Below are 13,486 nucleotides of genomic sequence, written 5' to 3' on the forward strand. Positions count from 1 at the left end.
TACCCTTCACAATTGCATTCAATGCTTCATTTCGTCCCTGCATATCATCGGACTTAACCGTCAGCAGTTCTTGCAGGGTGTAAGCGGCTCCAAAGGACTCCAGAGCCCAAACCTCCATTTCTCCAAAGCGCTGACCACCTTGCTGTGCTTTACCACCCAACGGCTGTTGGGTAACTAAAGAGTATGGACCTGTAGACCGAGCATGGATCTTGTCATCCACAAGATGAACCAGTTTCAGCATATAGGCGGTGCCGACCGTGACTGGACGATCAAAGGGTTCTCCGGTACGACCATCAAACAACTGAATTTTTCCAGGATTTTCAGGATCGAAGACCCAATCTTCGCCCGTCGTTTCTCGCGCTTCCAGGAGTTTTCCATGGGTCGCACTCCGCGACGCTTCTTGACCGTACATTTCGTCGAAGGGCGTAATTTTGAACCGGACTCCTAGGTTATGGCCAGCCCAGCCTAGCAAACATTCAAACACCTGCCCTACGTTCATACGAGACGGCACACCCAGCGGATTCAGCACGATGTCAACAGGCGTACCATTCGGCAGGTAAGGCATATCTTCGATCGGCAAAATCCGGGAAATAATTCCCTTATTGCCGTGACGTCCTGCCATTTTGTCACCGACCTGGATCTTTCGCTTCTGGACGACATAAACTCGAACCACCATGTTTGCACCTGGAGGCAGTTCGTCCCCTTGTTCACGGGTGAAGATTCGAACGTCTACAACCCGTCCTTTTTCACCGTTGGGAACCCGTAGAGAGTTGTCGCGCACATCCCGTGCTTTTTCACCGAAGATAGCTCGCAGCAACTTTTCTTCAGGTGGTTGGTCTGACTCACCCTTGGGCGTCACCTTACCCACCAGGATGTCGCCCGATTCCACCCAAGCTCCCACACGGATAATGCCATTTTCATCGAGATGGCGAAGGGCATCTTCCCCAACGTTGGGAATTTCTCGCGTAATTTCTTCAGGCCCCAGCTTGGTTTGGCGAGCCTCAATTTCATATTTCTCGATATGAATTGAGGTGTAAACATCTTCGTAAACTAAGCGCTCGCTGATTAGGATTGCGTCCTCGTAGTTGTAGCCTTCCCAAGGCATGTAAGCGACAACGACATTTTGCCCCAGTGCCAGTTCTCCTCCTTCCGTTGCCGAGCCATCAGCCATTACCTGACCCGCGACGACGCGATCGCCCGAAAAAACGATAGGACGTTGGTTTAAGCAAGTATCCTGGTTAGAACGCTGGTATTTCTGAAGAACATGGACTATTTCATTGCCATGGTCATCCCGAACGCGGATATAGTTAGCGTCTACATAAGTGACCTCACCATCCACACGGCTGGTAATCACCATACCGGAGTCACGGGCAGCCTGAGCTTCTAGTCCGGTTCCCACAAGGGGTCGCTCTGGGCGCAGCAGAGGCACAGCCTGACGCTGCATGTTAGAACCCATCAGCGCTCGGTTTGCATCGTCGTGCTCGATAAACGGAATCAATGAAGTCGCCACCGAAATGATTTGCACAGGCGAAACCGCTACATAGTCCACTTCATCCGGTGCAGTAGTTGTAAATTCCTGGCGATAGCGGACAGGAATCGTGTCCCCCAGAATGTAGCCATTTTCATCGACGGGAATATCACCCGGTGCAACCCGAAGATCATCTTCCTCATCTGCAGTCATGTAGATAGGGGGCTGATCTTTCAGGACACGACCATTTTCGACAGGATAGGACGGTGTCTCAATAAATCCATAGGCATTTACACGCGCATGGGTAGCCAGAGAACCTATGAGACCTGCATTTGGCCCTTCCGGGGTTTCAATCGGACAAATCCGGCCATAGTGCGAGGGGTGTATATCCCGAACTGCAAAACCTGCGCGTTCACGGGTCAGTCCACCGGGGCCAAGGGCACTCAGACGACGCTTGTGAGTTAGCTCAGCGAGAGGATTTGTCTGATCCATGAACTGAGAAAGCTGCGACGAACCAAAGAACTCTTTGATAGCTGCTACCAGAGGCTTAGGGTTCACCAAAGAGGCTGGGGTTAGAGAATCAGCATCGGACACCGTCATCCGCTCTCGGATAATGCGCTCCAATCGGTTCAGACCTACGCGAACCTGATTTTGCAACAGTTCTCCAACAGAGCGCACCCGACGATTCCCCAGGTGATCGATATCGTCAACGTTGCCAATATCAAACTCTAGGTTGATGAGGTAATCAATCGCGGCTAGGATATCCTGGGGCGTGAGAACCCGCACCGAATCAGGAACACTGAGTCGCAGCTTGCGGTTCAACTTGTATCGACCTACACGACCCAAGTCATACCGCTTTGGATCAAAGAAGCGTGAGTCCAGAAGCTGCTGACCCCCTGAAACCGTGGGAGGCTCCCCTGGACGCAGCTTCCGGTAAAGTTCCATCAGCGCTTCTTCTTCGCTGAATTGACCTTCCTTTTCAATCGTCTTTTGGAAATATTCTGGGTGGCGAAGGGCATCAAAGATTTCGCCATCACTCAGCCCCAGCGCTTTTAACAAGACTTGCGCCGAAAGTTTGCGGGTCTTATCGATGCGTACCCATACCAGATCGTTCTTGTCCGTTTCAAACTTCAACCATGCGCCACGGTTGGGAATTAGGCTAGCGTTGTAAACCCGACGTCCGTTCTTGTCCGTTTCTGCCTTGTAGTAAACTCCAGGACTACGTACAATTTGGTTAACAATGACTCGCTCAGCCCCGTTGATAATAAAGGTTCCACGGTCAGTCATCAGGGGCAAGTCGCCAATAAAGACCTCTTGCTCCTTAATCTCACCCGTCTCTTTATTAATCAAGCGGGTAGGGACATACATTTGTACTGCATAGGTTGCATCGCGGCGCTTTGCCTCGTCAACGCTATATTTCGGACGCTTGAGCTTGTAATCTTTGCCCAAGAAATGCAGCTCTAACTTACCTGTGTAGTCTGTAATGGGGGAGTAACTGTTTAATTCCTCAGTTAGTCCTTCTTCGAGGAACCATCGGAAGCTGGATCTTTGGATTTCAACAAGGTCTGGTAGAGTGAATGCAGGGATGCTCTGGGTTAAGTTCGTCATGCGTCTCCTCTAATAGGTCACGCCCTAGGCAAGTGTAAAAGTTTACAGATAAATGTGAAATGCGTCAACAGCATTAGTCCTCTAAGACACAGTAAGAGAACTAATGCTGGAGATGAGCGGGGGTATCCAAAAGCGCCAAATCAAACTGATTCAGAATCGATTCCAATGCAGCGTCACGGTCCTTATTCAACAGAGGAGCAACTCGGAAAAGGGTCATCGCTAAAGGCTGATAGGCTTACTGAGCAGCGAGATAAACGAATGCTTCTTAGGCTGCGGTAAGCATAAGGGTAAGTACAACGCGCAATATTATCATAGCGGATCTTGACAAAAGGCTGTACTAAGCATTATGCACCACAAATCTAGTAACGATCCGCAATTCGGGATATTTTCACTATTCAGCTCCGAGTTGACACAGCAGGTGAAGATATTGATTGCCTGACACACCTGGGATTGACTATATCAAGCTGGGAGCTTAAATAACGAACAGGCATTGCGTGTCGTTTGGGAAGCCAACTGTTCTAGAGATACGCCCCTAAGCCCACTCAAATACTCGGCAACGTAACGAACGTATGCTGGCTGATTGCGGCGATCGCCCCGCTTGGGCACAGGAGCCAGAAACGGACAGTCGGTTTCAATCAGGAGGCGATCGCCTGGAACCATACGCGCCGACGCCTGCACCTCCTGAGCGTTTTTGAATGTCACGATTCCGCTAAAGCTGATGAAAAAACCCAAGTCCAAAAACCACCGTGTTTCCTCCGGAGTACCGCTCCAGCAATGCATGACGCCCTGTACAGCACCCTGAGTTTCCCAGAATGAGGTCAGAAGCTGAGCCATTTCCTTAGCGGCATCCCGACAGTGGATGATCACGGGTAAATCCAGGAATCGCGCAATTTGGAGTTGCGCCTCAAACGCTGTCTTCTGTTGAGCGATGTTGTCTGCCTTGTAGAAATCTAGACCTGTTTCTCCAATAGCAACAACGCGGGAATCAGACTGAGCCAAGCGCTGAATTTCAGCTTGAGTATCAGACGACCACTGATTCACATCAAGCGGATGCAGCCCTACCGCAAAAAACAGCTCTGGAAATCGATCAGCCAATGCCTGAATTGAATGGAACTCTGAAGGCTCCACACAAGAATGCACAAGACGAAAGACACCTGCATCTCGCCACGCTTGGGCGATCGCATCTAAGTCCGGCTGGAAAACATCAAAATTAATATGAACGTGGGTGTCGATCAGCTGCATGCAACTACGCTAGCGAAACAAGGATCTCAATAACGACGATCTGCCTAGGATGCAGCGGCAGTTTGAGTCTTGATTGCTTTCGCTAAACGAGCTTTCTTACGGGCACCCGTATTGGGATGAAGAACGCCACGCTTGACCGCCTTATCAATCTTGCTGTATGCGGCTGCAAGACGCTGATCTACCGTTTCCTTCTGGTCAGGCGTAGGGTTGGTAGAATACGCTTCAGCGGCAGCAAGACAAGACTTAGATAATGTTTTGACAGCAGACTTATAGGATTTGTTACGAAGCCGATTGCGTTCCGCAATCTCGATACGCTTCATCGCAGACTTAATATTTGCCACAGAAAGACCCCTCTGTCTTTATTTTCCACGGATTCACTATCATAGCAAATATTGGGACAAACGACGCAGATGATCAGTAACAGATGTCTTTGAATTCTGCATGACTGACTGAGAATACAGGTTAAGCTAGACACAGGATAATTTCCTAACGATCTGACTGCCGAAGTTCGAGTCATTCTGACTGAATGTTGTAGATGTCGGGTTTCGTTAACCCCGTTCTCACCCGCCCATGGCAATGCTTCGAATTATTTCTCAATCTTCTGATGCCTTAGCAGAGTTGCGTCGAATTTGCGATCGCACGCACGATGACCAGGTCTTTAACAAAGAGGCGACCGTTCGGGAAATCATCCAGGCGGTGCGTCGCCAAGGGGACAAGGCATTATTGCATTTCACCGAAGAATTTGATCAACAAACGTTGAAGCCGGAGGAGCTGAAAGTCAGTGGCTCTGAGATGGAGGCTGCCTATCAGCACGTTTCGAAAGATCTCCTGGACGCTATTCGGATGGCATGTCGTAATATCGAGGCGTTTCACCGTCAGCGCGTTCCCAAAAGCTGGGTTCAGTTCAGCGACCCAAATATTGTATTGGGCAAACGATATACGCCTGTAGACCGGGCGGGAATCTATGTTCCAGGTGGACAGGCGGCCTACCCTAGTACCGTTTTGATGAATGCGATTCCGGCAAAGGTTGCCCAGGTTCCCCGAATTGTGATGGTGACACCTCCAGGGCGAGAAAAAACTGTTAACCCGGCGGTCTTAGTGGCAGCACAAGAAGCTGGTATTCAAGAGATTTATCGCGTGGGGGGATCCCAGGCGATCGCCGCGCTGGCCTACGGCACCGCAACCATTCCCAAAGTTGACGTGATTACGGGGCCCGGCAACATTTACGTGATGTTGGCCAAGAAGCTGGTGTACGGAACCGTCGGCATCGATTCTTTGGCAGGTCCCTCGGAGGTACTCATCATTGCAGACAGCTATGCCAATCCCACCTACATCGCGACGGATTTACTCGCCCAAGCCGAGCATGATCCGATGGCAGCAGCAATTTTGATTACCACGGATAACGATCTTGCCCAAAAGGTCGCGGACGAAGTGGAACGGCAGTTGATTAACCATCCGCGTCGCTTACTGACGGAAAAGGCGATCGCCCATTACGGGGTCGTGATTGTGGTGGACTCGTTAGAAACCGCCGCCGAACTGTCCAATGCCTTTGCCCCCGAACACCTAGAACTTGAAGTCGCGGATCCCTGGAGTTTAATGGAGCACATTCGCCATGCGGGTGCCATTTTCCTAGGCTCGTCAACACCGGAAGCTGTGGGCGACTATCTAGCAGGGCCAAACCATACCCTACCCACGTCTGGAGCGGCTCGTTACGCTTCCGCCCTAGGCGTTGAAACCTTTATGAAGCACTCCAGCATTATTCACTACTCTCCGGAAGCCCTGCAAAAAACAGCCCATGCGATTGATGTACTCGCAACGGCAGAAGGCTTAGCCTCCCACGCGGAGTCGGTTCGGATTCGGACAAGCGATTCTGGTACTGGATCGCAACCCGATGACCAGTCTCCTTCTACCGCTTCCAACGCTTAAGCCATTGTCCTGTTTTCATTCGGTTTGGCAATTATGGATTTGGTGCTGGCATCTGCTGTTTTACCAAGTAGTCCTTTAGACGAAGCAAGCCAAACGTTTGCCCTAAATTAAGCGGTAACAGGGACACACCTTCTAAATCCGACTGAATCCAGCCATCGCCCCAGTGCCAGCTATGGAATCCATCAATGCCCTGACTCAGCAGGAAACGGATGCTGAGGCTATCAACGGCATCCACCTTATGATGAATGGAAATGGGGCCAATCCAACTGGTAAGCGAATCTCCCACGTTTAAGCTGGCTACATTCATGTTTGACAATGTTTGAGGCCACATCCAGTGCCTCAAATGTTCAGGACGGGTGAGGACATCTCGAATAGTCGATTCAGATGCATTCACCTCGATACGGAGATTGCTTTGCTGGAACGTGCCAAACATAGGGTTTTCAGGATCGCGATCCGCTATAACATTAATCGTTCCTTTAGTATGACAGACCCACTTTTGGACTGTGCCATCTAGAAGCGAATTGACCCTCTAGAATAGATGAAGGGCTGTTAAGAAGTATGTAGAGGTTTCATGGCAGATCAACTCATTCGGGCAACGGCGGCAAATGGAGGTATTCGGGCTGTTGGGGTGATTACGACTCGGTTAACCGAGGAAGCGCAACAGCGTCATGATCTGTCCTACGTTGCGACGGCTGCTCTAGGGCGCGCCATGACGGCTGGATTGCTCTTGGCATCCAATATGAAAACGCCAGAGTCGCGCGTAAATCTGCGGTTTAACGGCAATGGTCCCCTTGGGGTTGTCATGGTCGATGCGGGACTCGACGGAACCGTTCGTGGCTATGTCGGAAATCCTGGAATCGAGTTACCCCCCACCGCAAACGGGAAATTAGATGTAGGTGCTGCCGTAGGTTCCCAGGGATTTCTCTACGTGGTGCGAGATGTGGGGCACGGATACCCCTACTCCAGCACGGTTGAACTGTGTACGGGTGAAATTGGGGAAGACGTCGCCCACTACCTAGCAACCTCAGAGCAAACGCCATCGGCGCTGACGCTGGGAGTATTTACTGAAGCCCAAGGCGTGACTGCAGCCGGGGGATTGCTGGTTCAGATTCTGCCAAAGGCGGCGGTAGACGAACTCCTCGTTGAGATTTTGCAGTCGCGGTTGGAAAGTCTAGCTGGCTTCACTTCGTTATTGCGAGAAGGCCAAACCCTGCCTCAAATTCTAGAAAGTCTTCTCGGAGATATGGGTTTGGAGATCTTCCCTGAAACGCAGATGTTGCAGTTTAACTGCGACTGTTCTTTCGATCGCGTCATGGGTGCCCTAAAGATTTTAGGAACCGATGAACTAGAAGACATGATTGCGAAAGACGAGGGCGCGGAGGCCATCTGTCAATTTTGCAATGAGAACTATCGAGCAAACTCAACAGAACTCCGCCAACTGATCGAAGAGTTAAAAGTCGAGTCTTCCCGGTAGTCAGAGGATGGAGCGAGATTATCGTTCGAAATGTTGCCTCATGCCAGCGTCTGGGAGTCTGGTTGTTTGTGCCAGTTTTAAATTTTGGCTTTTCAGTTTTGAGTTGAAAACTGCAGCGCTGTGATTTGTCCCCTAAGCTTATATCACTGGCTCAAAGACGGTAGAAAGCTCACCAGAGACGGGAACAGAATAATCAAGGTTAGGACGAAAAGCTGGACCAGGATGAAGGGAATCACGCCTCGGTAGATTTGGCGCGTGGTAATTTCTGGCGGCGCAACGCCGCGCAAGTAGAAAAGGGCAAAGCCAAATGGTGGAGTGAGAAAAGAGGTTTGGATATTTGCCCCTAACACAACGCCAAACCAAACCAAGTCCATGTTGAGCTGTTGAGCGACAGGCGCAAGCAGCGGAACGACGATAAAGGCGATTTCGAAGAAGTCGATAAAAAAGCCCAAGACGAAAACGACGAACATACTGACTGCTAGGAAGCCTGCCACACCGCCAGGGAGGTTGCTCATGGCATCGAAAATAAAGCGATCGCCATTCAGTCCTCGAAACACCAGGCTAAAGGCTGTGGAACCGAGGAGAATCAACATCACCATGCTGGTCGTTTTCAGCGTAATGTCACAGACGTGTCCTAACTCCTGCCAACTCAACTTTCGGTTCAAAAAGGCTAGGGCGATCGCCCCAACGGCACCAATGGCCCCTGCTTCCGTCGGGGTGGCAACGCCGAAAAAGATGCTGCCTAAAACTAACAAGATCAGCAGTGTGGGCGGGATCATAACCTGAAACACCTGCTTAGCCAGCACCTTACCCGGGATATTTAGCACTTCATCCGGTAGGGGCGGTGCGAGGTCAGGGCGAATATTGGACACAATCAGCACATGCAGCGCAAATGCTCCTGCCATCATCAAGCCCGGAATTACAGAACCAATAAACAAGTCCCCCACCGAAACGCCTAGCTGATCGCCAAGCACGACGAGCACAATACTGGGGGGAATAATTTGCCCTAACGTTCCAGAGGCGGCAATGATCCCAGCCGATAGCTCTTTGTTGTATCCGTAGCGCAGCATGGTAGGCAAAGAAATTAATCCCATCGCCACCACCGTTGCAGCGACCACCCCCGTCGTGGCCGCCAGCAAGGCACCCACCAGCACAACCGCCAACGCCAATCCTCCTCGGAGGCGTCCGAACAAGATCCCCATCGTTTCAAGCAGGCGCTCGGCAATGCCGGAACGCTCCAGCATTGATCCCATAAAGATGAAGTAGGGAATAGCCAGCAACGTGACGTTGTTCATGATGCCGAAGATCCGCTGCGGCATAGCTGTTAAAAACACAGGGTCAAAGACGCCTAAGCTAATGCCAATGATGCTAAAGAGGATGGCGACCCCGCCCAAGCTAAACGCGACCGGATAGCCGATCGCCAAAAACATCAAGGCTCCTAGGAACATACAGGGGCCTAGCCATTCATAGGGCAGTGTCATGGTGGGAGGCTCCTGAATCGTTGGACTGAGGTGAAGGGCTGTGTCCAGTTAGAATTGCGAGGTTTTTGATCGCCTCGGAAATGCCTTGGAGAATCAGCAGCACAAAACCGACAATAATCATGCTTTTAATGGGGTAGCGAGGCAATCCTCCCGGATCAGGCGACATTTCCCAAATCTGCCAAGAGGCCACGACCGACTGCCAGGAAAACCAAATCACCATCACGCAGAATGGAATGAGCAGAAAGAGAGAACCCAACAAATTGGCGATCGCCCGCTGCTTGCGCGACCAAGTACTATAAAGCACATCAACTCGGACGTGTTCGTTATGGCGCAGGGTGTAGGCAGCCCCCAGCAAGAAGACCAAATCAAAGAGATACCACTGGCCTTCCAAAAGCGCATTGGAACTTAGGTTTCTTCGCAGTAGATAGCCCCCGTAGCGGCCAATCACGTTCCAAACGCCTAGTCCAATCATCAGTAGAACGAGCCAAGACGCGAGCCGTCCGATCCCTTCGTTTAACCTGTCAATCCACCGTGAAAATCGAAGCAGCGTTTGCATGCCGCGCGGTGCCTTCAGCATTGTGCTGTAGTATTGTATCGCTTGAGTTCAAAGTGCTTGAGTTGCGTTTAGACTTCTTCAGAACTGGGCTGTGAGCGATGGGTAAAACTACGCGCTCTTCGTTGGTTGTTGATCTATCCATATCTTGCGAAACGCAACGGACTCTAAATATTTGTGACTCATTTTGGGCGGTTTGTCGGAAATGTAAATCGCTGAGAGTCTTTTCAGTCAGGGATTTGAACGATCGCCCTTCCAGAAATATTTGAGAGAGCCAAGCAGGAGCGATCGCCCACAAACCCCATCTCTCTGCAACAATCAAAAACAGCCTTATTCTCAAAGCCTTAGCCAATTCTTGCCTCAGCGATTGAACCTCGCACCTCAAAAGGGAGATCCTTTTTTATGAAATTGGCTTACTGGATGTACGCTGGCCCCGCCCATATTGGTACGCTGCGGATTGCCAGCTCATTCAAGAACGTTCACGCAATTATGCACGCCCCACTGGGCGACGACTATTTCAACGTAATGCGCTCCATGCTAGAGCGGGAACGGGATTTTACACCAGTAACCGCTAGTATTGTCGATCGCAATGTGCTGGCTCGTGGATCCCAGGAAAAAGTTGTCGATAACATTGTGCGGAAAGATCATGAGGAACATCCCGATTTGATCGTGCTCACCCCAACCTGTACCTCCAGCATTTTGCAAGAAGACTTGCAGAACTTTGTGGAACGTGCCCAGTTGGAAGCCCAAAGCGATGTTTTGTTGGCCGATGTGAATCACTATCGGGTCAACGAACTCCAGGCTGCCGATCGCACCCTCCAGCAAATTGTGCAGTTTTACATTGAAAAAGCCCGAAAAAAAGGAGATCTCGCAACGGAGAAAACCGAAACCCCTTCGGTGAACATCATCGGTATTTCGACGCTGGGCTTTCACCACAACCACGATCGCACCGAATTAACGCGGCTGATGGCGGATCTGGGGATCACGGTCAATGCGATTATTCCCGACGGCGCATCGGTACACGAGCTGAAGAACTTACCCCGTGCCTGGTTTAACCTGGTGCCCTATCGCGAACTGGGTCGGATGACGGCCGACTATTTGACCCAGGAGTTTGGGATGCCGTGTGTCGATATTGCGCCGATGGGCGTTGTCGAAACCGCCCGCTGCATCCGCGCCATGCAAAAAATCCTGAACGACCAAGGCGCAACCGTGGATTATGAATCCTTTATCCACGATCAAACCCTCTACGTGTCCCAGGCTACCTGGTTCTCTCGCTCGATTGACTGTCAGAACCTAACTGGGAAGAAGGCAGTAGTCTTTGGCGATAACACCCACGCCGCCGCCTTAACCAAAATCCTGGCACGGGAGATGGGCATTCACGTTGTCCTTGCTGGAACCTACTGTAAGTACGATGCCGACTGGTTTAGAGAACAGGTTAGTGAGTACTGCGACTCGGTTTTGATCAGCGATGACAATGCTGAAATTGGGGATGCGATCGCCCGTTTAGAACCCGCCGCCATCTTCGGCACCCAGATGGAGCGCCATGTCGGTAAACGGCTTGATATTCCCTGCGGCGTGATTGCGGCACCGATTCATATTCAAAACTTCCCCATCGGCTACAAGCCGTTTATGGGCTATGAGGGCACAAACCAAATCGCCGATCTGGTCTACAACTCCTTTACGCTGGGCATGGAGGATCACCTGCTGGAAATCTTTGGCGGTCACGATACGAAAGAGGTGATTACCAAGACGATGACCGCAGACTCCGATCTGGCGTGGAGTAAGGATGGCTTGGAAGAGCTGAACCGGATTCCGGGCTTTGTGCGCGGTAAAGTGAAGCGGAACACCGAGAAGTTCGCGCGGGAGCGGGGCATTGGTCAAATCACGGCTGAAGTCCTGTATGCCGCCAAAGAAGCCGTCGGAGCCTAGATAAGGCTGAGTTTCACAGTTTTAAGTAGAGAGCATGAACCCGCAACCGTCAGCAATTGGCCGTTGTGGGTTTTTGTTGGTCTGTTTTTCACTCTGTCCCAATACAGTTTGAGGCGATCGCCCCCATAACAGTGACAAGAAACGCCACTGTAACCGAAACAATTCGTTAACCCTGTATCTACTCATTCCCCTAGCGGCGAGCGACACTAGAAGTAGGACATCCATCAGGACTGAGTCCAAGCCCTTCAACGGGATCGGGCGATCGCTCCCTAAGAGCAGATCGATCAATGTCGGCAGGTCGGTTTGGGCGAGTTACTGTGCGCGTGCGCTATGTTCTACAAATTTCTTTCATCGAATGTATCAAGCAATTGCTTTGATTGTTCGAGCGGCAATGTCTACAGTGAACCTATTGAACGTATTAACTCACTCATGACCCCAGGAGGTCGCCATGGTCAATTCATCCGCAAATTTTCCCAACTCTTCCGTTCCTGCTTCTCCTAATACAACCAAGTCCGTAGCTCGAAATCCTATTCTTCGGGCTATTCAAGGGTTCTGGAGATTTAGCAAGTTCTACGGTGAATTTATGTCTATTCCTATTCGGGAGCGGAAAATTCGCCACTAGATTTTCCTAGCAAACTCCATCTTGGCTTGGACACTACAAAGTCATTGCCCTGTTGTTATCTCTCAAACCCAGCATCTGCGTAGACTGCAAGGATCTCGATGCTCACCATGCTGACGGATTCGGAATAACAGTAGGGCTTTCCCCCATAGAGACTGTTATCCCCCCAGCAACTACGCACTAAAACTCAATTCATCCAGAGTTATGTGTCCACCCAGGCAGGATAGGGTAATTCGGTGGATATTGGCGGCAGTCAAGCTGAGTTTTGCGTTAGGAGGAATCTGAGAATCTGATCCGCCAAGATTTGGCTCTTCCATCTCAACATGGGCCACCGGGCGATCGCACGCATCGAAGGCCGACAACACCAGCCGCCGCGAGCTGGTTACAAAACTATTGACACAGGATACCGGGGAATGGAATTTTGCCTCAATCCAACCCGCACGAGGCGCACCCATCACAACCATCTTTCCAGCGCGGGTTGGGAATGCCGGATTTGAAGGCTGAAGGGCGATCGCATTTTGGAACGAAACCCCCCACTTTTCATACTGATGTTCCAAAATCTCAAACTGCTGTAAATCTTGCATATCAAGACGCACACAGCAATCACGGAACTTGGTTGATACAAGCTCAGCACCTGATGTATCAATCCGTTGAAAAGAGGACAGATCCGGAGTCTGAGATGGCTTGAGGTCGTCTACAAAAGCGGATTCAAGGCGAGTTGAATCATTTGCCGAATATTTCGTCGGGTTGGGCATATTCCCCTCCGCAAACGCGTGATGGTGATGAATCAAAACTGCTGAAACATCAACTGATTTGTGGTTAAAGCACCCGACTCGCGAGCAAGGCTAGTTCCATCGCAGATGGCGTCAAAACCAAACCATGGCTTGCTTCAAGTATCGCTGATTTGATCGAGAGAGAATAACCTACACAGTTCAACTAGTTGGGGTGAGCGATCGCTCAACAGCTTGAAACTGTAGGGATTTGTTCGGATGTGTCTACACCTTCATTCCGGACTCTTTACAGAATCTCCTGTTTAGTGTACCTAATCTTTGTTAAGTTTTTATTGAAGACGATACAAAACGATAGGTATTTTTGCAATCACGCCGGATTGGCTGCAGCGTTTACTCGGCTTTACGCTCTGCTGTAGAGTCCTCTTTAGTCTGAGTTGTGCTATTTGAGGCATTTG

The 13,486-nt window shown here is 50.6% G+C and carries 10 protein-coding genes; 3 read left to right on the top strand and 7 right to left on the bottom strand.

Annotation, left to right across the window (positions count from 1 at the left end):
* The 3 genes from rpoB to IGR76_04425 all read right to left on the bottom strand — a co-directional run.
* A partial coding sequence (rpoB, locus tag IGR76_04415) for a DNA-directed RNA polymerase subunit beta (protein ID MBF2077766.1) occupies window positions 1-3,076 on the bottom strand: 3,076 nt, incomplete at its 3' end.
* Window positions 3,077-3,535: 459 nt separating this feature from the next.
* Complete coding sequence (locus IGR76_04420) at window positions 3,536-4,318, bottom strand: TatD family hydrolase (GenBank protein MBF2077767.1); 783 nt, start codon at window positions 4,316-4,318, stop codon at window positions 3,536-3,538.
* Between the two features lie 44 nt (window positions 4,319-4,362).
* A complete protein-coding gene (locus IGR76_04425) occupies window positions 4,363-4,659 on the bottom strand; it encodes a 30S ribosomal protein S20 (GenBank protein MBF2077768.1) in 297 nt (98 codons plus the stop codon).
* A gap of 235 nt (window positions 4,660-4,894) precedes the next feature.
* Here IGR76_04425 and hisD point away from each other — a divergent pair, with 235 nt between their 5' ends.
* Complete coding sequence (gene hisD, locus IGR76_04430; GenBank protein ID MBF2077769.1) at window positions 4,895-6,244, top strand: histidinol dehydrogenase; 1,350 nt, start codon at window positions 4,895-4,897, stop codon at window positions 6,242-6,244.
* Between the two features lie 31 nt (window positions 6,245-6,275).
* Here the strand turns inward: hisD and IGR76_04435 are convergent, their stop codons facing one another.
* Window positions 6,276-6,677: a hypothetical protein gene (locus tag IGR76_04435; GenBank protein ID MBF2077770.1), complete on the bottom strand. Its 402-nt coding sequence runs from the start codon at window positions 6,675-6,677 to the stop codon at window positions 6,276-6,278.
* Window positions 6,678-6,815: 138 nt separating this feature from the next.
* On the opposite strand from IGR76_04435, the gene hslO reads away from it, so the two are divergent.
* Window positions 6,816-7,718, top strand: coding sequence for an Hsp33 family molecular chaperone HslO (hslO, locus tag IGR76_04440; protein ID MBF2077771.1), 903 nt, complete (start codon window positions 6,816-6,818; stop codon window positions 7,716-7,718).
* A gap of 143 nt (window positions 7,719-7,861) precedes the next feature.
* Here the strand turns inward: hslO and IGR76_04445 are convergent, their stop codons facing one another.
* Window positions 7,862-9,199, bottom strand: a complete 1,338-nt coding sequence (locus tag IGR76_04445; protein ID MBF2077772.1) for a TRAP transporter large permease subunit — start codon at window positions 9,197-9,199, stop codon at window positions 7,862-7,864.
* A complete protein-coding gene (locus IGR76_04450) occupies window positions 9,183-9,755 on the bottom strand; it encodes a TRAP transporter small permease subunit (GenBank protein ID MBF2077773.1) in 573 nt (190 codons plus the stop codon). The genes IGR76_04445 and IGR76_04450 overlap by 17 nt, the downstream gene beginning before the upstream one ends.
* A 399-nt stretch (window positions 9,756-10,154) precedes the next feature.
* Between IGR76_04450 and IGR76_04455 the strand changes: the two genes are divergently transcribed.
* Window positions 10,155-11,681, top strand: coding sequence for a ferredoxin:protochlorophyllide reductase (ATP-dependent) subunit B (locus IGR76_04455; GenBank protein MBF2077774.1), 1,527 nt, complete (start codon window positions 10,155-10,157; stop codon window positions 11,679-11,681).
* A gap of 792 nt (window positions 11,682-12,473) precedes the next feature.
* On the opposite strand, the gene IGR76_04460 is transcribed toward IGR76_04455, so the two are convergent.
* Window positions 12,474-13,055, bottom strand: a complete 582-nt coding sequence (locus tag IGR76_04460) for a hypothetical protein (protein MBF2077775.1) — start codon at window positions 13,053-13,055, stop codon at window positions 12,474-12,476.
* Window positions 13,056-13,486 lie beyond the last annotated feature (431 nt).

Source organism: Synechococcales cyanobacterium T60_A2020_003 (assembly GCA_015272205.1).
In the GTDB taxonomy this organism is placed as follows: domain Bacteria; phylum Cyanobacteriota; class Cyanobacteriia; order RECH01; family RECH01; genus JACYMB01.

What these genes read in the sequence shown, in the direction of transcription:
- IGR76_04435 (MBF2077770.1), bottom strand. Translation starts at nt 6,677, where the DNA reads ATGTTTGGCACGTTCCAGCAAAGCAATCTCCGTATCGAGGTGAATGCA.
- IGR76_04450 (MBF2077773.1), bottom strand. Translation starts at nt 9,755, where the DNA reads ATGCAAACGCTGCTTCGATTTTCACGGTGGATTGACAGGTTAAACGAA.
- IGR76_04420 (MBF2077767.1), bottom strand. Translation starts at nt 4,318, where the DNA reads ATGCAGCTGATCGACACCCACGTTCATATTAATTTTGATGTTTTCCAG.
- IGR76_04445 (MBF2077772.1), bottom strand. Translation starts at nt 9,199, where the DNA reads ATGACACTGCCCTATGAATGGCTAGGCCCCTGTATGTTCCTAGGAGCC.
- IGR76_04455 (MBF2077774.1), top strand. Translation starts at nt 10,155, where the DNA reads ATGAAATTGGCTTACTGGATGTACGCTGGCCCCGCCCATATTGGTACG.
- hisD (MBF2077769.1), top strand. Translation starts at nt 4,895, where the DNA reads ATGCTTCGAATTATTTCTCAATCTTCTGATGCCTTAGCAGAGTTGCGT.
- hslO (MBF2077771.1), top strand. Translation starts at nt 6,816, where the DNA reads ATGGCAGATCAACTCATTCGGGCAACGGCGGCAAATGGAGGTATTCGG.
- IGR76_04460 (MBF2077775.1), bottom strand. Translation starts at nt 13,055, where the DNA reads ATGCCCAACCCGACGAAATATTCGGCAAATGATTCAACTCGCCTTGAA.